We start from the raw sequence: 21,808 nt of genomic DNA, 5'->3' as shown, positions 1-21,808 counted from the left end.
CCCAGGCCCGCGCCGCGCCGTTCCGCCAACTGGCGGCGCGGCGCGGGACCGAAGCAAACACGGATTAACCGATACGGGATCGAATTGTGAGCAATCAACTCTCTCCACACGTTTCAGGTCCGCTCAGGACCGAAGAAGAGGACGTCGTCCTCGGCCAGTTGATCCAGGTGATCCTCGACGACATCTGGTGGCTGATCGCGATCGCCGCCACCATCGTCGCGCTGGCCGGCGCGTACTGCCTGCTCGCCAAGCCGACCTATTCGGCCGATGCGCACGTGCGCGTCGAGCAGTCGGACAACACCTCGCAGGCGCTCACGCAGACGCAGACCGGCGCGAACATCACCACCGGTTCGACCTCGCTGCCGACCGACGCCGAAATCGAAATCATCAAGAGCCGCGGCGTGGTCGGTCCGGTCGTGCAGGACCTGAAGCTGAACTTCAGCGTCACGCCGAAGGCGTTGCCGGTGATCGGCAGCATCGCCGCGCGGCTCGCCGCGCCGGGGCAACTCGCGCGGCCGTGGCTGGGCCTGTCGTCGTACGCATGGGGCGGCGAGCTTGCCGACGTCGATTCGATCGACGTGACGCCCGCGCTGGAAGGCCAGAAGCTCGCGCTGAAGGTGATCGACGACCAGCACTACGATCTGTACGCCGAAAACGGCGCGTTGCTGCTGCACGGCCAGGTGGGCCGTCAGGCGCAGGGCGGCGGCGTGACGATGCTGGTCAACAAGCTGGTCGCGCGGCCGGGCGAGCAGTTCACCGTGGTGCGCTCGAACGATCTCGACGCGATCACCGCGTTCCAGTCGGCGATCACCGTGCAGGAGCAGGGCAAGCAGACCGGCGTGATCCAGATCTCGCTGGAGGACAAGAACCCGGAACACGCGGCGCTGGTCGCCAATGCGCTCGCGCAGTCGTACGTGCGTCAGCACGTGTCGAGCAAGCAGGCCGACGCGAGCCGCATGCTCGACTTCCTGAAGAGCGAGGAGCCGCGCCTGAAGGCCGATCTGGAACGCGCGGAAGCGGCCTTGACCGCGTATCAGCGGCAGTCGGGCTCGATCAACGCGAGCGATGAAGCGAAGGTCTACCTGGAAGGCAGCGTGCAGTACGAGCAGCAGATCGCCGGCCTGCGTCTGCAGATGGCGCAGCTCACCGAGCGTTACGGCGACGATCACCCGATGCTGGTGGCCGCGCGTCAACAGATGGCCGAACTCGAAGCGCAGCGCGCGAAATACGCGGACCGTTTCCGCGATCTGCCGGCCACCGAGGTGAAGGCCGTGCAGCTGCAACGCGACGCCAAGGTCGCGGAAGACATCTACGTGCTGCTGCTGAACCGCGTGCAGGAACTGTCGGTGCAGAAGGCGGGCACGGGCGGCAACGTGCATATCGTCGACGCCGCGCTGCGTCCCGGCGCGCCGGTCAAGCCGAAGAAGGCGCTGATCCTGTCGGCGGCGGTGATTCTCGGGCTGATCGCGGGCACCGGCTTCGTGTTCCTGCGCCGCAATATGTTCAAGGGCATCGACGATCCGGACCATATCGAGCGCGCGTTCCATCTGCCGGTGTTCGGTCTCGTGCCGTTGAGCGCCGAACAGGCGGTGCTCGAAAGCGCGTTCGAACGCGGCGGCGAACGTCTGCGGTCGGTGCTCGCGAATGCGCGGCCCAAGGACATCACGGTCGAAAGTCTGCGCAGCCTGCGCACCTCGATGCAGTTCACGGTGATGGACGCGCGCAACCGCATCGTGATGCTGACCGGCCCGATGGCCGGCGTCGGCAAGAGCTTCCTGACGGTCAACCTCGCGGTGCTGCTCGCGCATTCGGGCAAGCGCGTGCTGATGATCGACGGCGACATGCGGCGCGGCGCGCTCGAACGCTATCTGGGCGGCGCGCAGGAGAACGGGCTGTCGGAATTGCTGAGCGGTCAGATTTCGCTGGAAGAGGCGATCCGCGCGTCGAACGTGGAGAACCTGAGCTTCATCTCGTGCGGGCGCCGTCCGCCGAATCCGTCCGAGCTGCTGATGTCGCCGCGTCTGCCGCAATACCTCGACGGCCTCGCCAAGCGCTACGACGCGATCCTGATCGATACCCCGCCGGTACTGGCGGTGACGGATGCGTCGATCATCGGCGCGTATGCGGGCTCGACCTTCTTCGTGATGCGCTCGGGCGTGCACAGCGAAGGCGAGATCCAGGACGCGCTCAAGCGTCTGCGCGCGGCCGGCGTGCACGTGCAGGGCGGCATTTTCAACGGCATGCCGCGTTCGCGCGGCGGCTACGACCGCGGCTACGCGGCGGTGCAGGAATACCTGAGCGCGTGAGCGCCGGGCTTTCCGCCAGATTTCACGCACCCCGCGCAACGACGATAAAAAGGACATCACGATGAAAGTGACGGTACTGGTTCCGACATACCGCCGCCCGGCCGACCTGGCGCGCTGCCTCGCGGCGCTGCAAAAGCAGACGCGCGCGCCGGACGAAGTGGTGGTGGTGGCGCGCGCCGACGACGAAGCGACCCACGCGCTGCTGCGCGATCCGGCGGTGCCGGGCGCGTTGCCGCTGACGGTGGCGGCGGTCGACTTGCCCGGCCAGGTCGCGGCGCTCAACCGCGGGCTCGATGCGGCGAACGGCGACGTGATCGCGATCACCGACGACGACGCCGCGCCGCACATCGACTGGGTCGAGCGGATCGCCGCCGCGTTCGCGAGCGACGCGCGTCTCGGCGCGCTCGGCGGCCGCGACTGGGTGCACGAGAAAGGCCGCGTGCTGGATGGCGAACGGCAACTCGTGGGCAAGGTGCTGGCCTCGGGCAAGATCGTCGGCAACCATCATCTCGGCGTGGGCGGGGCACGCGAGGTCGACCTGCTGAAGGGCGCCAACATGAGCTACCGCCGCGACGCGGTGCGCACGATCCGCTTCGACGCGCGTTTGCGCGGCGCGGGCGCGCAGGCGCACAACGACATGGCCTTCAGCCTCGCGGTGAAACGCGCCGGCTGGAAGCTGATGTACGACCCGCGCGTCGCGGTCGATCATTTCCCCGCCGAGCGTTTCGACGACGACAAGCGCGACGCGCAGACCATGACCGCGCTGCGCAACGCCGCCTTCAATTTCCATCTGACGCTGCGCGACCAGTTGCCGCCGCTGCGCCGCGCGACCGCGTGGTGGTGGTGGACGCTGGTCGGCACGCGGGTCTATCCGGGCCTTACCCACGCGGCGCTCGCGCTGCTGTCGAAACAGGCGCGGCTGAAGCTGTCGCGCTGGCGCGCGGTGCGTGGCGGCGCGCACGACGCGCGGCGCGCGCTGTCCTGATCCGAACCGATCCGAAGCCGGCATCGGGCTCGCCTCGCATGGCGGCCGATGCCTCTCTCTACCGGCCAAGCGGAGTGTCTGCATGAGTACCAAGGTTCACGTTCATCTGTTTTACGGCGCCGACCCGCGCTTCTACCGGCCGGGCGACGACATCGGCTGCCTGTACGGCTATCACCACGCGCAGTCCGACGCGTTCGCGTTGACCTATTCGCGCGACGCGCGCGAGAGCAAGCCGGTGCGGCTCGTGCGGCGCGCGCTGAAGGCGGCGCTCGGTTTCGATTTCATCCATACGTGGCGCAATCGCGCGGAGATGCTGCGCTCCGACGTGATCTGGACGCACACCGAACAGGAATGGCTGTCCGTCGCGCTGATGCTGCTGCTGAGCGGCCGCAAGGCGGGGCCGGGCGCCGCGCCGCTGCTGCTGGCGCAAAGCGTGTGGCTGCTCGACAAGTGGCCCTCGTACGGGATGCTGCGCAGCTGGTTCTATCGCAAGCTGATGACCCGCGCCGATCAGCTGACCACGCTCGCCAGCGAGAACGCGGCGCTGTGCCGTCAGTACTTCAAGCGCGACGCGAAGCCGCTGCTCTACGGCCTGAACACGCAGGACTTTCCGGTCAAGGCGCCGACGCAATGGCAGCCGCACACGCCGATCCGCATCGCCGCGATCGGCAACGACCGCGACCGCGATTGGGAGACGCTGATCCGCGCGCTCGGCAACGACGCGCGCTACACGGTCAAGCTCGCGACGCGGCGCCGGATTCCGGCCTCGCTGCGCGCGCCGAACGTCGAGATCGCGCTGTTCTCCGGCATCAGGAAGCAGCACGAACTGTACGACTGGGCCGATCTGATCGTCGTGCCGCTGCGGCCGAATACGCACGCGTCGGGCATCACGGTGATGCTGGAGGCGGCGGCGGTCGGCAAGCCGATGGTGGTGACGAACGTCGGCGCGTTGCAGGACTATTTTCCGGCGGGCGAGGCGTTCTACATTCCGCCGTTCAATCCGCAGGCGTTGCGCGAAGCGGTCGATCAGCTCGCCGCATCGCCGCTCGACGCGCTGCGCCAGGCGCAGGCCGCCGCCGCCGGCTTGCTGGCGCGCGACCTGACCACGCAGCACTACGCGATGCAGCACGTGCGCGTGACCCAGGAGATGCTGCGGGCCCGCGCGGCGGCCGCCGGGCAGGGCGCCCCGACCAGGGAAGGCAGGGACGGCAGAGCCGGCAGGGACGGCCGGGCCGCCGCCGACGACGTGAGTGTGCCGGCCGCGCACGAATCACGCGGAGGCTTCTGAACGATGGCGACCCCCATGCCAGGTATTGCGCCAGGCGTCGCGCCGGGCGCCGCACCTTCGCGCCGCGCGGCGCGCCGCAAGACAGGCGGTGCGCAGGAGTGGCTGCCGCCGGTCCTGCTATGGCTGATCACCGCGGTGCTGATCGTCGCGCACCAGGGCACGGTGCTGACGCTCGCGTTTCCGGTGCTGGCGGTGCTGACCGGGTTGTGGCTGTACTTCAAGAGCCCGGCGCGCTACATCGGCTTCATGTGGTGGCTGTGGTTCCTGAGCCCGGAAGTGCGGCGCCTCGCCGACTGGTCGAAGGGCGCGTTCACGCCGACCAGCCTGATCCAGATCGCGCCGCTCGCGGTGACGATGATCAGCGCGCTGTCGCTGCTGCGCTACTACCGGCTGCTCGCGCAGCGGCGCGGCCTGCCGGTGCTGCTGATCCTGCTCGGGCTGACCTACGCGTTCCTGATCGGCGTGGTGTCGAGCGGGCCGCTCGCGGCCACCTACGACCTCGCGAACTGGCTCTATCCGATCCTGATCGGCTTTCACATCATGGCGCACACGCGCCAGTATCCGCAGTACCGCGACACCATCGTCAATACCTTCATCTGGGGGATGCTGGTGATGGGCGGCTACGGGCTGGTGCAGTTTTTCATCATGCCGCAGTGGGACGCGCTGTGGATGCTCGGCTCGCAGATGAACTCGCAGGGCGACCCGGTGCCGATGGGCGTGCGCGTGTTCAGCACGATGAATTCGTCCGGCCCGTTCGCGTTCGCGATGATGGGCGCGATGGTCTACGTGATGGCCGCGACGCACCGCGTGCGCTGGATCGCGGCGGCGCTCGGCTTCTTCTCGTTCGCGCTGAGCCTCGTGCGATCGACCTGGGGCGGCTGGGTGATCGCGCTGCTGGTCCAGCTCGTCAAGTCGAACAACAAGGTGCGGGTCCGGATCGTCGCGAGCGCGGTGCTGCTGGCCGGGCTCTGCGTGCCGCTGCTGGCGGTCGGTCCGGTCGCTGAGCGGATGCAGGCGCGCCTGACCACCATCGTCAATCTGAACGACGACCAGAGCTACGCCGCGCGTAACGAGTTCTACGCGACCTTCGCGAAAACCGCGTTCACCGACGTGTCCGGCGAAGGCATGGGCGCGACCGGCACCTCGACCAAGCTGTCGAACGACGGCGGCCAGCTCGGCCAGTACGGCAACTTCGACAGCGGCGTGATGAACATCCCGTTCGTGCTCGGCTGGCCCGGCACGCTGCTGTACATGTCCGGCATCGTCTGGCTGCTGGTGCGCGCGGTGCTCGCGTCGTTCAAGCTGCGTCACGACAAGTTCGTGTCGGCCTGCCTGAGCCTGAGTCTCGCGACCTTCGCGATGCTGGTGTTCACCAATTCGCTGGTGGGCACGGGCGGCCTGCTGCTGTTCATGAGCGTTTTTTCGATCCTTTCCGCGGTGCACTACGACAAGATCAACCGTGGACGCACGCTACTTTCCAACGGAGGCACTGCTTGAGAGTCACCATTGTCACGCACGTCGTGCGCCATAACGACGGCCAGGGGCGCGTCAATCACGAGATCGCGCGCGCCGCGCTCGACGAGAACATCGGCGTCACGCTGGTCGCCTCGCACGTCGCGCCGGACCTGCTCGCCCATCCGAACGTCCGCTGGGCGCCGATCCGCATCGGCCGCTGGTGGCCCACCAATCTGCTGCGGCAGCAGGTCTTCGCGTTCAAGAGCGCGCTGTGGCTGCGCGCGCATCGGCGCGAATACGACGTGCTGCACGTGAACGGCTTCATCACGTGGCGCCGCGCCGACGTCAATACCTCGCACTTCGTGCACAGCGGCTGGTTCGGCAGCAAGTACTACCCGTTCGGGCTGACCCAGGGCGTGTGGTCCGCGTATCAGTCGGTCTACACGCGCTGCAACGCGCTGCTCGAACGCTGGGCCTACCGGCGCTCGAAGGTCATCACCGCGGTATCGCAGAAGGTCGCCGATGAAATCCGCGCGATCGGCCTGAGCCCGGATAACCGCGTCGACGTGATCTACAACGGCGTGGACGCGCAAGGCTTCGCGGCGGCGAGCGGCGATCGCGAGAAATTCGGCTTGCCCAAGGACGCGTTCCTGCTGCTGTTCGTCGGCGATCTGCGCACGCCGCGCAAAAACCTCGGCACGGTGCTCGCCGCGCTCAAGCATCTGCCCGATTACGTGCAGATCGCGGTGGCCGGCTTCCTGCCGGGCAGTCCGTATCCGGACGAGGCGAAGGCGCTGGGCATTGCGCATCGCGTGCATTTTCTCGGGCTGGTGAAGGAGATGCCGGTGCTGATGCATTCGGTCGACGCATTCGTGTTTCCGTCGCGCTACGAGGCGATGAGTCTGTCGCTGCTCGAAGCGATGGCCGCCGGCTTGCCGGTGGTCACTGCACGCACCGCGGGCGGCGCGGAGATCATCACGAAGGAATGCGGGATCGTGCTCGACGATCCGGACGATCCGGCCGCGCTCGCGCGCGCCGTCGCGCATCTGGCCGAGCATCACGACGAGCGCCGCGCGATGGGTGTCGCCGCCGGCGAACTCGCGACCGGTTTCGGCTGGGCGCGCATGGCCGCGCAATACATCGCGCTGTACCGGCAGATCGCGGGGCAGCAGGCGCAGCGCCGGCGCACCGAGGCGGAAGCGGCGGCGGTCGCGCAGACCGACGCGCTGACGCTGAACACGCTGGCCGGACAGAGTTCACACCTGCTGCGCAACGATCAACGAAACGACTTACGCAGCGACTTACGCGGCGACTCACGCAGCGACTTACGCGGCGACTCACGTAGCAACTTGCGCGGCGATCTGCAAAACACACGGGGGCATCAATCATGACGACGGATTCAATCAAATCGCTGCAGATCGGGATGCACTGGTTCCCGGAACGCGCGGGCGGTCTCGACCGCATGTACTACTCGCTGGTCGGCGCGCTGCCCGGCGCGGGCGTCGCGGTGCGCGGCGTGGTGGCGGGCTCGCCCAAGGTCGCGGCCGATACCGGCGGCGCGATCAACGGTTTCGGCTCGGCCGCGCAATCGCTGCCGTTGCGTCTGATGGCCGCGCGTCGCGCGCTGCGCGACGAAATCGGCCGCTCGCGACCCGACGTGATCTCGTCGCACTTCGCGCTCTACACCTTTCCGGGTCTCGACGTGACGCGCGGCATTCCGCAGGTCTCGCATTTCCAGGGGCCGTGGGCCGACGAGAGTCACGTGGAAGGCGCGGACTCGCTCGGCCAGCGCGCGAAGCGCTACCTGGAGCAATCGGTGTATGCGCGTTCGTCGCGGCTGATCGTGCTGTCGGAGGCGTTCGGCAAGATTCTGACCTCGCGCTACCGGATCGCGCCGGAACGCGTGCGCGTGGTGCCGGGCTGCGTCGACGTCGAGCAGTTCAATCTGCCGATCACGCCGGCCGAGGCGCGCCTCAGGCTGCAACTGCCGCAGGACCGGCCGATCGTGCTGGCGGTGCGGCGGCTGGTGCGGCGCATGGGGCTGGAGGATCTGATCGATGCGGTGAAGCTGCTCAAGCAGAGCGCGCCGGACGTGCTGCTGCTGATCGCGGGCAAGGGGCGTCTGCAGGAGGAGTTGCAGGCGCGCATCGACGAAGCGGGGCTCGCGGACAATGTGCGCCTGCTCGGCTTCGTGCCGGATCAGCATCTGGCGGCCTTGTATCGCGCGGCGAACATCAGCGTGGTGCCGACCGTCGCGCTGGAAGGCTTCGGGCTGATCACGGTGGAATCGCTGGCCTCCGGCACGCCGGTGCTGGTGACGCCGGTGGGCGGTTTGCCGGAGGCGGTCGCCGGGTTGTCGCCGAATCTGGTGTTGCCGGAGACGGGCGCGCAGGCGATCGCGGCGGGTCTGGCCGGTGCGCTGAACGGCACCCTCAAGCTGCCGGATGCGCAGGCATGCCGCCGTTACGCGCGGGAGAACTTCGATAACGCGGTGATCGCGAAGCGGGTCGCGTCGGTGTATGCCGAGGCGATCGCGGCGGGCGGGGTGCACTGAGTTACGTTGGCATAACTGCGCTGACGCAAAAAAACCGGAACGCTCGCGCGCTCCGGTTTTTTTTTGCGGCCACCATCACGACCACCGCACGACCACCGCACGGCTTTCGACGGCGCACTCGCGATGGACAGCGAGCCCGCCGTTTTCACGACCTAAAAGGTCTCGTGATGCTCGTTACGCGTCAGATCCGCGTGAACCATCATGTGGCACAACTGCTCCAGCGTCGTCTCCGGTTGCCAGCCGAGCTTCTCGCGTGCCTTGTCCGCGCAGCCGATCAGCAGTTCCACCTCGGCCGGCCGGTAGAACTTCGGGTTCACGCGCACCAGCGTCTTGCCGGTTGCGACATCGATGCCGGTTTCCCGTTCTTCCTTGCCGGACCATTCGAGCTGATAGCCTGCCGCGGCGAACGCCATGCGCACGAAATCGCGAACCGTTTCGGTGCGGCCGGTGGCGAGCACGAAGGTATCCGGCGTGTCGGCCTGCAGCATCCGCCACATCCCCTCGACGTATTCGAGCGCGAAGCCCCAGTCGCGTTTCGCGCCGAGATTGCCCAGCTCCAGCACGTCTTCCTTGCCGAGCTTGATCTTCGCGACGGTGTCGGTGATCTTGCGCGTGACGAATTCGCGGCCACGCAGCGGCGATTCGTGATTGAACAGAATGCCGCTGCTCGCGAACAGATCGTACGATTCGCGGTAGTTGATGGTCGACCAGTGCGCGAACAGCTTGGCGACGCCATACGGGCTGCGCGGATAGAAGGGCGTGTCCTCGCGTTGCGGCACCGCTTGCACGAGGCCGAACATTTCCGAGGTCGACGCCTGGTAGTAACGCGTCTTCGGCGTCAGGATGCGGATGCCTTCCAGCAGATTCAGCGCGCCGATGCCGGTCACTTCGGCGGTGGTCACCGGCTGATCGAACGACACGCCGACGAAGCTCTGCGCCGCGAGGTTGTACAGCTCGTCGGCCTGCGCGTTGTCGAGCAGACGCAGCGTCGAACCCATGTCGGTTAGATCGTGTTCGACCAGCCGCAGATTCGGATGCGACAGCACGCCCAGCTCGCGGATGCGCCAGAAGTTCACCGAGCTCGTGCGCCGGTAGGTGCCGGTCACGTGATAGCCCTTGTCGAGCAGCAGCTTGGTCAGGTAGGCGCCGTCCTGTCCGGAAACGCCGGTGATGATCGCTTTGCGTGGTTGGCTCATGGTTCGCCTTCGATATTGTTGAAAAGAAAAACAGCAGCGCCGGTCAGGGCGCATGGCATCGGCACATCGGAAAGTCGTGCGGCCCGCTTCAACGTGCGCCGGCCAGCAGCCGTTGCACCATCGGCTCGACGACCCGGCAGTCCTGCTGCGCCTTGAGGCGGTACAGGTCCGGCTTCGGGTGCGCGCCGTCGGACATCAGGCTTTTCCAGTCCGGCAGGCTGCCGATGTAGGCGAACTGGTCGACCAGCGGCACCTTCTGTTCGGCGGCCACGCGGCGCGTCATCGCGACCATCGCGGCGAGGCGCGCGTTGAGACGGTCGTCCGGCATCGGGTTCGAGGTCTGCAGAACCGGCTCCTTGCCGAGCGCGCGGGCGCTTTTCACCAGTTCGGTTTCGGCCGCGTAGAACTGCTCGGGCGTCTGGTTGTGCATCACTTCGTTGATGCCGTAATTGATCAGCACGATCCGCGCGGGCGAGGTGGCGAGGCGGTCGCGCCACGGCAGTCCGGCGTTCGGACCGGCGCGGCGATTGCCGGTGCCGTCGCGCAGTTGCGAGGCCATCGTGCCGCCCACGCCGTAGTTCGTGACCTGCACGCGCTCGCCGTGGCGCGCTTGCAGGTCGTCCTGCAGGAACGTCACCGCGTTGCGCGACTGCGGAGCGCAGTGGCCGTCGGCGCAGGTGATGCCGAGCGTCGTCGAATCGCCGTAGGCTTCGATCACGACCGGCGCGTTGGCAGGTACCGCGGCTTGCGCCGCGTTTGCCGCCATCCCGCCGCCTTGCGATGCGAAGGCGGCGAGCGAAGCGAACGATGCCAGCGCGGCCAACGTCCTGCGCAACCGCATACCCGTCCTCATGCGCGGCTGTGCGGCGCTTGCGCGGCCGCGCCGTGCGCGCCGGCACCGGCCGGGGCCGCTTTCGTCGCCGGCGGATGGGACAGATGCGCCGGATGGGCGGGATGCGCGGTTTTGGCCGAACCGAAAATCAGCCGCTTCTCGAACGCGAACCAGGTGATGCTCGCGTAGACCAGCGTGATCGCGAGCGCCAGCGCGGCCGTCACGAAGCGGTTCAGATGCAGCGGCCATAGCGTGTACAGCACGCTCAGGTGAATCAGATAGATCGTGTAGCTGATCGTGCCGATATAGACGAGCACCGGATTGCACAGCAGCCGTTTGACGATTCCCTTGCTCTGCAGCGCGATCACCACGATCGACGTGCACAGCAGCAGCGACACGCTATACAGCCCCGCATTCGAGAGCGGCGTATTCGCGGCCCGGAAGCGCGGGTAGTGCAGATGCAGCCACGCGAGAATCGCGAGCGCCGCGACGAAGCCCAGCACCGCGAGTCCCTTGAACGGTTCGAGCGCGTCGCGATCGCGCCGCACGGCGACGGCCAGCAGCGCGCCGGCCGCGAGCAGGTCCATGCGGAACGGCGTCAGGTAGTAGATCGGCCAGAACGAATCGAACCACGGCGTGGCGACCGCGCGCAGCAACGGCACCAGCAGGATCAGCGCGGCCGCCACGTAGCCGAGCACGCGCTCGGGCACCAGCAGGATCACGAACGGCCAGACGATATAGAACTGCTCCTCGACGGCGAGCGACCACAGCACGTTGAGACTGTCGTGACCGCTTTGATTGAGCGCGTCGCCGATATTGGTGGCGAAGAACGCGTACCACTGCCAATGCTGCGCCCAGCCCAAACCGAACAGGATCGACGACACGACCATCAGCAACACGTACGGCGGCAGGATGCGTCGTGCACGGCGTGCGTAGAAGTAACCGAAGTACGACTGCTCGCGCGCCTTGCGTTCGAGCAGGATGCCGGTGATCAGAAAGCCGCTGAGTACGAAAAACAGATCGACGCCCATCCACAGCGGCGCCTTCAGCGCGTGCTGCGCGAACACGGCGAGCACCGCGATCGCGCGCAGGCCGTCGAGCTGCACGATGCGGCGGGAGTGGGAAGGCGCTGCGGTCAGTGCGCTGGCTGTCATGAACCGTCCATGGTGTGAAGCGGATGGGCCGGGCACGGCGGTGCGGGTCGTCCTGATCGCGGTCGATGCCATCGAGGCAAACCGCGGCGCACCCGCCGCGCAGGGCAACGGAAACTGCAATCGATTCTAGGGAAAAGAAATTCGCGAAAAAACGGGAATGAATTGGATAAATGAATCAGATTGCAACAGGGTGTTTCGTTATCCATTCGATGCGGATTTTTATGCTTGCATCGTGATGGTCGAATCGCGTTGCCGAGTCGCGTTGTCGATACAAATGACGCGAATGGTGCAGTGCGTAATAAGTGCAGGAAAAGGTATCGAGGGCTTGCCGCATCGGTAAAGTTGGGACGCCGCAGGGGCCGATGAGCGGGGCCGGGAGCGCATCACGCGGCGCACGCCGGACATTCGCTTTTAATTCGCGATTTTTAAATCGATTTCTTTCGCCACGCTGAATGCATCGAATATTTTTGAATTATTTTCGATTTTCGTCGCCGTGTTTTTTCCGCGTAATGTGAGTCGTGCCGATCGGGCGGCAAGGACATTCCGCGTCCGTCTCGTCCCGCGCGAATCGGCTTCACGTTCCCGAGTTTCTTTCTTGATCGGTTTGATGACTACCCACCCGCGCGGGCGATGGCCTGCGCGCGTCGCTGCGTTGACTGGAGGACATACCTTGCCCCGTTTCACGTTCACAAGCCGGCTCGCCATCCTGGTCTGCGCCACGGCAATCGCCGCGGCGTCGTTCAGCGTCGCGGCCGGCGCGCAAACCGCGTTGAACGCGAAGACGTCATGGATCGGCAACAGCTTCGGTTTCGGCGACGGCACGTGGACGCAGATCAACATCACCGCGATCGCGGTCGCGCCCGACGGCAAGGTCTACACGAACGCACCGTGGGACGAGAGCGGCGCCGAGGCGAGCGTCTACCAGAACGGCAGGATGCTCGGTTTCGCGGGCGGCACGCATGGCTGGGGCAATAGCGGCGGCAACGCGGTCGCGGTGAACCGCCAATACGCGTTCGTCGCCGTCGGTGTCGGCAACGAGAAAGGACATCTCGTCGAGCAGGGCGTCTGGCCGGAGAAGGGCAAGCAGTGGTTCGGCATTTCGCGCCGGCAGATCTCCGATCCGCAACGCGCGGCGCCGTTCCAGCCGGCCGCGAAAAACGCCGATCCGCATGCGCAGCTGGCAGCCGGTTTCCTGATGATGAACGAAGTGCCGACCGGCACGAGTGCCGAAATCGGCGGGCTCGCGGCGAACGACTCGACGCTCTATGCGGCGAACACCGCGCGCGATCGCATCGAGGTCTACGACGCCGAATCGATGCAGCAGAAGACCACCTGGAGCGTGCACGAACCGGGCCGTCTCGCGCTCGCGCCGGACGGCACGCTGTGGGTGCTGAGCGGCACGCGCAACGATCGCGCGCCGCAGGTCGAGCACTACACGGTCTCGGGCAAGCGTCTCGACGACACGGTCGCGCTGCCGGCGGATACGGTCGCGGTGGATATCGCCGTCGATGCGCAAGGCCGCCTGCTGATCGCCGACAACGGTCCGCGTCAGCAGGTGCTGTTTTTCAGCAAAAGCAACGGCCGCTATGCGGCGTCGGGCTCGCTCGGCGAACGCGGCGGCATTTTCAGCGGCGTCGCCGGCCAACCGGGGCCGCGCCGCTTCAACGGTCTGACCGGCGTGGGCGTCGATGCGCGCGGCAACGTGTACGTATCGACCAATGGCATCGGGCCGCGCTACGAGCCGATCGGCGCGGGCCTCGGCGCGACGCTCGAAAGCTATGCGCCGGACGGCCGGCAGAACTGGCAGGTGCAGGGGCTGCTGTTCGTCGACGGCGCGTGGATCGATCCGGCGCGCCCCGACAGCGTGTACACCGGCAACAAACGCTTCGAACTCGATCTGTCGAAGCCGGCCGGCCAGGACTGGAAATACGCGGGCTTCCTGTCGAACCGCTTCAAGTATCCGGACGATCCGGTGTTTCACACCGATCAGTATCCGGGGCTGCCGATCGCGCGCCGCCTGAAGGGCCGCACCTTCCTGTACCTGACCGACATGTACGCGGACCATCTGAAGATCTACCGCTTCGATCCGCAGCGAGACGGCGAGACGGCGATTCCGTCGGGCTTCATCGCCGGGCGCGAGCGCGCGGTCGCGAAGGTGCCGAACGCACCGCCGGGCGGCGACTGGATCTGGCGCGACGCGAATGGCGACGGCCGCCTGAACGCCGACGAATTCACGCCCAACACGAGCGGCGCCCGGCTCGCGGGCGGCTGGGGCTGGTGGGTCGACAGCGCGGGCGACATCTGGCGTGCGCGCGACAACAAGGGCATCTACCGCTTCCGTTTCGGCGGGCTGGATGCGAAGGGCAACCCGGTCTATTCGTATTCGAATCTCACGCGCTACGCGGTGCCGGCGCCGTTCACGGAGGTGCATCGCGCGATCTACGAAGCGGCGACCGACACGATGTACGTGACCGGCTATACGCCCGACACGCCGTTCGACCGCGGCTTCTGGAAGGAAACGGGCCGCGTGCTGGTGCGCTACGACAAGTGGTCGAGCGGCGCGCCGGTGCAGCGCTACGCGATCACGTTGCCGTGGCAGACGCAAAGCAAGCCGATCGCCACGATCATCGGCCTGACCGTCGAGGGGCAGTACCTGTTCGGCGTCGAACCGGTCGGCACCGTGCACGTGTGGGACAAGGACAGCGGCAAGGAACTCGGCGTGATCCGGCCCGGCCCCGAGGTGGGCCGCGCATCGGGTTGGGTCGACGTGCCCAACGGCATCAGCGCGGCGAAGCGCGCCGACGGCGAATACCTCGTGTTCGTCGAGGAAGACGCGCGCGGCAAGGTGCTGATGTACCGGTGGCGGCCGTGAAGCATCGCGCGTCGCGCGCCGCATGCCGCGTCGTGAAGCGGCGCGGATCAATGTAGTCAACCCAGGGCAACCGATGGACAAAGGCATTCTCAAGAACGTAGCGATCAACTTCTTCGGGCTGGTGCTGCCGACCTTCGTCTCGCTCGTGACCGTGCCGTCGTATATCAAGCTGCTCGGCGTCGAGCGCTACGGCGTGATCAGTCTCGTGTGGACGCTGATCGGCTACTTCAGCATTCTCGATCTCGGCATGAGCATGGCCGCGCAGAACCACATCTCGAAGGCGCTCGCGTCCGGCGACCGCGACGAGAGCGAACGCGTGTTCTGGAGCGCGACGTGGCTCAACTTCGCGACCGGCGTGATCGGCGGACTGATCATCTATTTCGGCGCATTCCTGTACACCGCGTATTTCACCAAGGTGTCGCCGGAGTTGCAGCACGAGGTCTACATGGCGCTGCCGTGGCTCGCGGTGGCGATTCCGCTCGCCAACGTGTCGTGGGTGTTCGCCGGCGCGATCAACGGCGCGGAGCGCTTCGGCATCTACAACACGAACCAGACCATCGGCACCTTCCTGTTCCAGTTGCTGCCGCTCGGCGCCGCGCTGTGGCTCGGCGCGAACCTGCAGAACGTGCTCGCGGCCGCGGTGGTCGCGCGGCTGGTGGCCGCGGTGTTGCTGGGCCGTTCCGCGCTGCGGGTGCTGGAGATCCGCCGCATGCTGCCGCCGCAGTTCGGCGTCGCGAAAGGGCTCTTCAACTTCGGCGGCTGGATGCTGGTGGCGAGCGTCACCACCATGGTGGCCGATTCGCTCGATCGCGTGATGCTCGGCACGCGCCTGGGCGCACGTTTCGTCACGTATTACACGGTGCCGCAGAACCTCGTGACGCGTCTGAACATCGTGCCGACCGCGCTGGTGCGCACGCTGTTTCCGCGTCTCTCGGCGGTCGGCCGCGCGGATGCCGACGCCATCACGCGGCAGTCGCTCGAATTTCTCAACGGCGTGTTCACGCCGGTCGCGCTGGTCGCGATGCTGGTGCTCGAACCGTTCCTGCATCTGTGGGTCGGCAACGAGATCGCCACCGTCGCGGCGCCGGTGGGGCGAATCATGATCATCGCCGTGTGGCTGGTCGGGCAGGCGAACGTGACGCGCATCCTGATCCAGTCGCAGGTGCATCCGGCCACCGCCGCGCGCGTCGGCCTGTTCGAATTGCCGCTGTTCGCCGCCGCGCTGTGGTTCGGCATCACGCATTTCGGCCTGACCGGCGCGGCCTGCGCGGTGGCCGGCCGCGCGCTGTTCGACTATGCGGTGCTGCTGCGCTTCGCGGCGATCCGCGCGCGTCCGATCGCGCTCGACATGCTCGCCCATCTCGCCTTTCTGCTGGCCAGCCTGTGGCTCGCCGGCCTCCTGCCGGGTCTGGCCACGGCGATCGTCGCGGGTCTGTCGATGGTCGCCGCGAATCTGGCCTGGTCGTTCACGATGACCCCCGCGTTGCGCGATCTTGCGCGTTCACTGCTGTTGCGACTGAATCCGAGGAAAAGCGCATGAACCACGAAGTCCTTGAAGAAGAAACCCTGTTGCGGCCCGCGGCGCGCAGCGCGCTCGACCCGCTCACCAGTGCGCCGGCGGCCCCCGTCGCGCACACGCCCACGCGCCGCGCCGCGTTGCGCGCCGACAAGACCGTGCGGGTGGCGATCGTGCACGACTGGCTCGTCACCTACGCGGGCGCCGAGAAAGTGCTGGAGCAGATCGTCGCGTGTTTTCCGGACGCGGATCTGTTCAGTCTCGTCGACTTTCTCGACGATCGCAGCTTTCTGCGCGGCAAGCCGGTGACGACGTCGTTCATCCAGAAGCTGCCGCTCGCGCGTACCAAATACCGCACCTATCTGCCGCTGATGCCGCTCGCGATCGAACAGCTCGACGTGTCCGCGTACGACGTGGTGATTTCGAGCAGCCACGCGGTCGCCAAGGGCGTGCTCACCGGACCGGACCAGGTGCATATCAGCTACGTGCATTCGCCGATCCGCTATGCATGGGATCTGCAGCATCAGTACCTGCAGCAGTCGAAGCTCACGAGCGGGCCGAAATCGGCGATGGCGCGGCTGATCCTGCATTACATCCGCAACTGGGATATCCGCACGTCGAATTCGGTGGATGGTTTCGTCGCCAATTCGGACTTCATCGCGCGGCGGATCAAAAAGGTCTATCAACGCGACGCGCAGGTGATCTTTCCGCCGGTCGATGTCGAGGCGTTCACGCTGTGCGCCGACAAGGAAGATTTCTATCTGACCGCCTCGCGGATGGTGCCGTACAAGAAGATCGACCTGATCGTCGAGGCGTTCGCGCGCATGCCCGAGCGCAAGCTGGTGGTGATCGGCGATGGCCCCGACATGCAGAAGATCCGCGCGAAGGCGGGGCCGAACGTCGAGATCATGGGCTACCAGCCGTTCAAGGTACTCAAGGACCGGATGAGCCGCGCGAAGGCCTTCGTGTTCGCGGCCGAGGAGGACTTCGGCATTTCGGTGGTCGAGGCGCAGGCTTGCGGCACGCCGGTGATCGCGTACGGCAAGGGCGGGGCGCTCGAAACCGTGCGCGACGTGTCCGAATCGCGGCCGACCGGGATGTTCTTCGACGAGCAGAACGCCGAATCGATCATCGCGGCGGTCGAGCGTTTCGACGAGCACGTGAAGCGGTTTTCGCCGGTGGATTGCCGGCATAACGCCGAGCAGTTTTCGGCGGCGAATTTCCGCGAACGCTTCTTCGCGCATGTGCGGGCCGCGGTGCCGGCGCTGCGCACGGCGAGCCTGCCGCGGTACGCGCCTTATCAAGGGTCGACCTCGGCCTCGACCTCGGCCGATGCATCCGCCAGCGCGCCGCGCATTCTGGCTGTCGATCAAAGCGGTGTGCTCGGCGGCGCCGAGTTGTCGCTGCTGGAAATCGTCAAGGCATGGCGGACGAAGATCGAGGTCGTGCTGTTCGACGACGGCCCGTTCCGCACCGCGCTGGCGCGTACCGGCGCGCGCGTCGAGGTGCTGGAGGCGGGCGCGTTGCGCAACGTACGCAAGCAGGGCGGCTCGATGCCGAAGGGCGCCGCGCTGAAAGGCGTGATCGGGTTGGTGCGCGCGACCGCGAAACGCGCGCGCGCGGCCGACGTGATCTACGCGAACACGCAGCGCGCGATGGTGATCGGCGCGCTCGCGGGCAAACTCGCGCGGCGTCCGGTAGTGTGGCATCTGCGCGATATCGTCAGCGCCGAGCATTTCGGCGGCAAGCAACTGGCGATCATCAAGTGGTGCGCGCGCTTCGGGCTGGCGCACGTGATCGCCAATTCGGCGGCATCGGCGCGAGCCTTCACCGACCTGACGCGGATGGAGGCGAAACGCGTGGACGTGGTGTTCAACGGCATCTCCGCCGCGCCGTTCGACGCCTTGCGTTCAGTGCCGCAGACCACTTTGCGGGAGCGCCTGAAACTGCCGCGCGACGCGTTCCTGGTGGGTTCGTTCAGCCGTCTCGCGCGCTGGAAGGGCCAGCACGTGCTGCTCGAAGCGATGGTGCTCAATCCGCAGATGCACGCGGTGCTGGTGGGCGCGCCGCTGTTCGGCGAGGACCAGTACGAGATCGAACTGCATGCGTTCGTGGCCGCGCACGGGCTCGGCGAGCGCGTGCATTTTCTCGGCTTCCAGCACGATATCGCGGCCTGCATGTGTGCGGTCGATGCGGTCGTGCACACGTCGATCACGCCGGAGCCGTTCGGCCGCGTGATCGTCGAGGGGATGCTCGCGCAGCGGCCGGTAGCGGCGTCGCGTGCGGGCGGCGTGCTGGAGATCGTCGACGATGGCGAGAACGGCATGCTGTACGCGCCCGGCGACGCGCATGCGCTCGCCGATACGCTTGCCGAACTGCGCTCGAACGACGAACTGCGCGACCGGCTCGTCAGGAACGGCTATCAGACGGCGCTGAGCCGGTTTGGAACCGAGGCCTATGTTGCGGGTGTCGAGAAGATACTGAGGCGCGTGGCGGGGCGGTAAAGCGGGTTTCAGCGGGTTTCAGCGGGTTTCACGCGAGGATGGAGGCGGGGATCTGGCCAGTTCCCGCCGCTGGCGCAGCGGAGCGAAAGTCTTTCGACCCTCGCTCCGTTTTTTTTATCGCGGGATTTTTTGTTGCCGGCGCGTTGCCGGTGTCGCCGGATTCAAGCCTGGCTCGCCGCGCCGCCGTGCTTCGGCTTGAAGCTTGCCGACCATTTCATCGCGGGCAATTCCACCAGCCGGTAGAACACGTACGCGACGGGAATCGCCACCAGCATGTAGGCGAACGACGGCCAGATCGTCATCTGCAACGCCGAGCGGTAGAGCAGCGACGACAGCAGCACGAAGATCGGCAGGTGGATCAGGTACAGCGAGAAGCTGAAGTCGCCGAAGCGCGACAGCACACGCGTGCCCCACGATTCGCGCCGGCCGGCGTTGCCGCGGTCGAGCGCCTTGTACAGATAGAACGCGAAACCGATCGCCCAGAACTGGAACGCGCCGTACTGCCCGAAGTGGAACGCCGCGCAGCCGAGCGCGATGAACAGCACGGCGAGCGCGTAGAGCCAAGCCGGCGAGCGCGCGCCGGGCTGGGCGCCGGCTTGGGCATGGAGGTTTGCATGCACCTTGACGTCCGCGATCCACGCGCCAAGCGTCCACGAGAACCAGTACGACGTGAAGAACTGGATATCGTGACGTTCGAGCGCGAACGCCGATACGACGTTGACGACCGCGATCGCCGCCAGCACGTTCGTCATGCCGATACGGCGGCGCAGCGCGAACAGCAGCGGATAGATCGCATAGAACTGCACTTCGAGCGACAGCGTCCAGAGCGCGCCGTTCGAGCCGTAGGTCTTGCCCGCCACGCCTTGCAGCGAGAACAGGTTGACGAGAAACGCCTGCCAGCCGATCTCGCGGATCTTGTGGCTGACCGGCGGCAATTGCAGGCTGAACCAGTCGAGCGCGAGCGTCAGCACGAGCGCCGCGAGCAGCACCGGGTAGATGCGCGCGAAGCGGCGCACCCAGAAATTGCCCGTGTCGAGCCGGTAGGCCGGATTGGCGGCGAGCTTCAGCGCGCCGCCGCGATGAATGCAATAGCCGCTGATCACGAAGAAAATCGGCACGCCGGCCGAGCCCCACGCGATCGGGAAGGTCAGATACGCGGCCAGCTTGTCGAGGCTGAAGCCGTGGCCGGCGCTTTGATGAAACGCCTGCATGCCGACCCACTCGATCTGGCGGCAGTGGAAATAGGCGACCAGCAGCGCGGCGAACCCGCGCATCGCGTCGATCACGTGTTCCTTGCCGGCGCTGACGGCGTGCGCATCGGCGGGCGCGCGTGCGGTGTGCGGCGCGCGGGCGGAAGCGTTGGGCAGGGAAGGCAGGGATGCGCCGGCGGCATCCAGGGCGGGGTCGCTCATGCGCGGTCCTCGGTCTTTGTCGTTTGGAATGGAAGGCAGGTGCGTGACGGACGCGGGGCGTCGGGTGTCGCGCACGGGCGTGCACTAACGGAGGCGGTCACGCAGGTGCCGCATCACATGCTAGTGCAGCGGGGCGGCAAAAAAATCGCTAAAAAATTGCGTGGTGAATTAAATAAGCCCGCGATTTTGTGACGAATTGTAATTGAGCATAAGCAGATAGCGCCGTGAATTATTTGCTGCTTTTGTCATGCTACTTTTAGTGACGGATTCTCTTCAGACGAGGTGAAGTCATGAACCTGCATTTACTCGCCGGCATTGCCGTGCTGCTGCTCCTTGTCGCCGCTTCCGCTTACCGGGAGGCGTTGCGCAACGAGCCTATCCGCCGTCACCGGATGAATCCGGGCAAGCTGCCGCAGCTCGATGAAAACGAATGAAATGCCCCATTACCGGGTTGAGCGGCGGCCCGCCGCGCCGCGTGGCGGGTTGCGCCGGACGTGAACCCAAGCCGGATGGCGATGGCCTGGATACGTAAGTTTTTCGGTTTTTCAGAAAAATAATTCGATTGCGGTGCGTAATTGTTGCTGCCTGTTTATCACGATGCGGCACATCGAAATCCAATCCAATTATTTATTCGATACGAAAAAAATTTCACGGGTGAAGCCATTCGATTTCTTTGCTAGTCTTGCCGGCGATATCGATTGGCCGCCAGGCCCGCGAACACACTAATTTCTAACCGATGTGGGAATGCCTACCATGCTGAAAGTCACCAAAGCCGTGTTTCCCGTAGCGGGCCTCGGGACACGATTCCTGCCGGCTACCAAGGCAAGTCCTAAGGAAATGCTGCCCATCGTCGACAAGCCGCTGATTCAGTATGCGGTCGAGGAAGCGATTGCCGCCGGCATCACCGAGATGATCTTCGTGACGGGGCGCAGCAAGCGCGCGATCGAAGATCACTTCGACAAGTCCTACGAGATCGAAGCGGAACTCGAGGCGCGCAACAAGCAGAAGCTGCTGGATCTGGTGCGCAGCATCAAGCCGGCGAACGTCGACTGTTTCTACGTGCGCCAGGCCGAAGCGCTCGGCCTCGGTCACGCGGTGCTGTGCGCGGAGAAGCTGGTGGGCGAGAGCCCGTTCGCCGTGATTCTCGCGGACGATCTGCTGCACAGCTCGAAGCCGGTGATGAGCCAGCTGGTCGATACGTTCAACCACTATCACAGCTCGGTGATCGGCGTGGAGACGATCGCGCGCGAGGATAGCCGCTCGTACGGCGTGGTGGATGGCCGCGAGTGGGAGGACAACGTGATCAAGCTGTCGGGCATCGTCGAGAAGCCGGCGCCGGACAAGGCGCCGTCGAACCTGGGCGTGGTCGGGCGTTACGTGCTGATGCCGACGATCTTCAAGCATATCCGCGCGCTGAAGCCGGGCGCGGGCGGCGAGCTGCAACTGACCGACGCGGTGCAGTCGCTGCTGACTGAAGAGCAGGTGCTCGCGTATCGCTACTTCGGGACGCGCTTCGATTGCGGCAGCAAGCTGGGATATCTGAAGGCGACGGTGGAGTTCGCGCTGCGCCATCCGGAAGTGAAGGCGGATTTCGAGGCTTATCTGCAGAGCTATCTGCAGAGCAACGGGCAGCAGGTCAATGCCGCTGCGCAGTTGACGGCCGAAGCGGCTTGAGTGCGTTTTGCGCGCTTGAGAGTGGGTGGTTTCAGGTTTGAAGCGGGGGCGATGGCGGGC

15 protein-coding genes are annotated in these 21,808 nt (G+C 66.1%); 11 read left to right on the top strand and 4 right to left on the bottom strand.

Going from position 1 to position 21,808, the window contains the following annotated elements; genetic code table 11:
- Positions 1 to 86 precede the first annotated feature (86 nt).
- The 6 genes from LFL96_RS10025 (at position 87) to LFL96_RS10000 (ending at position 8,588) form a co-directional block, all read left to right on the top strand.
- A complete protein-coding gene (locus LFL96_RS10025) occupies positions 87 to 2,306 on the top strand; it encodes a polysaccharide biosynthesis tyrosine autokinase (protein WP_280995107.1) in 2,220 nt (739 codons plus the stop codon).
- 61 nt (positions 2,307 to 2,367) lie between these two features.
- Positions 2,368 to 3,291, top strand: a complete 924-nt coding sequence (locus tag LFL96_RS10020) for a glycosyltransferase (protein WP_280995106.1) — start codon at positions 2,368 to 2,370, stop codon at positions 3,289 to 3,291.
- An 82-nt stretch (positions 3,292 to 3,373) separates the two neighbouring features.
- Positions 3,374 to 4,579, top strand: coding sequence for a glycosyltransferase (locus tag LFL96_RS10015; RefSeq protein WP_280995105.1), 1,206 nt, complete (start codon positions 3,374 to 3,376; stop codon positions 4,577 to 4,579).
- Between the two features lie 3 nt (positions 4,580 to 4,582).
- Positions 4,583 to 6,076 carry a glucose-6-phosphate isomerase gene (locus tag LFL96_RS10010; protein ID WP_280995104.1) on the top strand — a complete coding sequence of 498 codons (1,494 nt, stop codon included), beginning with the start codon at positions 4,583 to 4,585 and terminating at the stop codon, positions 6,074 to 6,076.
- Positions 6,073 to 7,425 (top strand): glycosyltransferase family 4 protein, encoded by a 1,353-nt coding sequence (locus tag LFL96_RS10005; protein ID WP_280995103.1) that lies wholly within the window; start codon positions 6,073 to 6,075, stop codon positions 7,423 to 7,425. The genes LFL96_RS10010 and LFL96_RS10005 overlap by 4 nt, the downstream gene beginning before the upstream one ends.
- Complete coding sequence (locus LFL96_RS10000) at positions 7,422 to 8,588, top strand: glycosyltransferase family 4 protein (RefSeq protein WP_280995102.1); 1,167 nt, start codon at positions 7,422 to 7,424, stop codon at positions 8,586 to 8,588. The genes LFL96_RS10005 and LFL96_RS10000 overlap by 4 nt, the downstream gene beginning before the upstream one ends.
- Before the next feature lie 152 nt (positions 8,589 to 8,740).
- Here LFL96_RS10000 and gmd read toward each other — a convergent pair whose 3' ends face one another.
- From gmd to LFL96_RS09985, 3 genes are all read right to left on the bottom strand, one after another.
- On the bottom strand, positions 8,741 to 9,784 hold the full coding sequence (gene gmd / locus LFL96_RS09995) for a GDP-mannose 4,6-dehydratase (protein ID WP_280995101.1): 1,044 nt from the start codon (positions 9,782 to 9,784) through the stop codon (positions 8,741 to 8,743).
- A gap of 88 nt (positions 9,785 to 9,872) precedes the next feature.
- Positions 9,873 to 10,550 carry an SGNH/GDSL hydrolase family protein gene (locus tag LFL96_RS09990; RefSeq protein ID WP_281000676.1) on the bottom strand — a complete coding sequence of 226 codons (678 nt, stop codon included), beginning with the start codon at positions 10,548 to 10,550 and terminating at the stop codon, positions 9,873 to 9,875.
- Between the two features lie 83 nt (positions 10,551 to 10,633).
- The gene (locus tag LFL96_RS09985; protein WP_280995100.1) at positions 10,634 to 11,770 is read right to left on the bottom strand and encodes an acyltransferase; all 1,137 of its coding nucleotides are present in this window, start codon (positions 11,768 to 11,770) and stop codon (positions 10,634 to 10,636) included.
- A gap of 670 nt (positions 11,771 to 12,440) precedes the next feature.
- Here LFL96_RS09985 and LFL96_RS09980 point away from each other — a divergent pair.
- The 3 genes from LFL96_RS09980 (at position 12,441) to LFL96_RS09970 (ending at position 18,662) form a co-directional block, all read left to right on the top strand.
- Entirely contained in the window at positions 12,441 to 14,642 is a 2,202-nt protein-coding gene (locus tag LFL96_RS09980; RefSeq protein WP_280995099.1) for a hypothetical protein, read from the top strand.
- 73 nt (positions 14,643 to 14,715) lie between these two features.
- Entirely contained in the window at positions 14,716 to 16,182 is a 1,467-nt protein-coding gene (locus tag LFL96_RS09975) for a flippase (RefSeq protein WP_280995098.1), read from the top strand.
- A complete protein-coding gene (locus tag LFL96_RS09970; RefSeq protein WP_280995097.1) occupies positions 16,179 to 18,662 on the top strand; it encodes a glycosyltransferase family 4 protein in 2,484 nt (827 codons plus the stop codon). The genes LFL96_RS09975 and LFL96_RS09970 overlap by 4 nt, the downstream gene beginning before the upstream one ends.
- Before the next feature lie 161 nt (positions 18,663 to 18,823).
- On the opposite strand, the gene LFL96_RS09965 is transcribed toward LFL96_RS09970, so the two are convergent.
- On the bottom strand, positions 18,824 to 20,074 hold the full coding sequence (locus LFL96_RS09965; protein ID WP_280995096.1) for an acyltransferase: 1,251 nt from the start codon (positions 20,072 to 20,074) through the stop codon (positions 18,824 to 18,826).
- Between the two features lie 290 nt (positions 20,075 to 20,364).
- On the opposite strand from LFL96_RS09965, the gene LFL96_RS09960 reads away from it, so the two are divergent.
- Positions 20,365 to 20,508: a hypothetical protein gene (locus tag LFL96_RS09960; RefSeq protein ID WP_280995095.1), complete on the top strand. Its 144-nt coding sequence runs from the start codon at positions 20,365 to 20,367 to the stop codon at positions 20,506 to 20,508.
- Between the two features lie 319 nt (positions 20,509 to 20,827).
- Positions 20,828 to 21,748 carry a UTP--glucose-1-phosphate uridylyltransferase GalU gene (gene galU / locus LFL96_RS09955; RefSeq protein WP_280995094.1) on the top strand — a complete coding sequence of 307 codons (921 nt, stop codon included), beginning with the start codon at positions 20,828 to 20,830 and terminating at the stop codon, positions 21,746 to 21,748.
- The last annotated feature ends 60 nt before the right edge of the window (positions 21,749 to 21,808 follow it).

This window comes from Paraburkholderia sp. D15, from assembly GCF_029910215.1.
Lineage (GTDB): Bacteria > Pseudomonadota > Gammaproteobacteria > Burkholderiales > Burkholderiaceae > Paraburkholderia.
Note: the sequence above shows the minus strand (reverse complement) of the source record. Positions and strands in the feature narration are given on the sequence as shown.

Coding starts and splice junctions, on each gene's coding strand:
- LFL96_RS10020 (WP_280995106.1), top strand. CDS start 2,368: ATGAAAGTGACGGTACTGGTTCCGACATACCGCCGCCCGGCCGACCTG.
- LFL96_RS10015 (WP_280995105.1), top strand. CDS start 3,374: ATGAGTACCAAGGTTCACGTTCATCTGTTTTACGGCGCCGACCCGCGC.
- LFL96_RS10010 (WP_280995104.1), top strand. CDS start 4,583: ATGGCGACCCCCATGCCAGGTATTGCGCCAGGCGTCGCGCCGGGCGCC.
- LFL96_RS10000 (WP_280995102.1), top strand. CDS start 7,422: ATGACGACGGATTCAATCAAATCGCTGCAGATCGGGATGCACTGGTTC.
- gmd (WP_280995101.1), bottom strand. CDS start 9,784: ATGAGCCAACCACGCAAAGCGATCATCACCGGCGTTTCCGGACAGGAC.
- LFL96_RS09990 (WP_281000676.1), bottom strand. CDS start 10,550: ATGGCGGCAAACGCGGCGCAAGCCGCGGTACCTGCCAACGCGCCGGTC.
- LFL96_RS09985 (WP_280995100.1), bottom strand. CDS start 11,770: ATGACAGCCAGCGCACTGACCGCAGCGCCTTCCCACTCCCGCCGCATC.
- LFL96_RS09975 (WP_280995098.1), top strand. CDS start 14,716: ATGGACAAAGGCATTCTCAAGAACGTAGCGATCAACTTCTTCGGGCTG.
- LFL96_RS09970 (WP_280995097.1), top strand. CDS start 16,179: ATGAACCACGAAGTCCTTGAAGAAGAAACCCTGTTGCGGCCCGCGGCG.
- LFL96_RS09965 (WP_280995096.1), bottom strand. CDS start 20,074: ATGAGCGACCCCGCCCTGGATGCCGCCGGCGCATCCCTGCCTTCCCTG.
- LFL96_RS09960 (WP_280995095.1), top strand. CDS start 20,365: ATGAACCTGCATTTACTCGCCGGCATTGCCGTGCTGCTGCTCCTTGTC.
- galU (WP_280995094.1), top strand. CDS start 20,828: ATGCTGAAAGTCACCAAAGCCGTGTTTCCCGTAGCGGGCCTCGGGACA.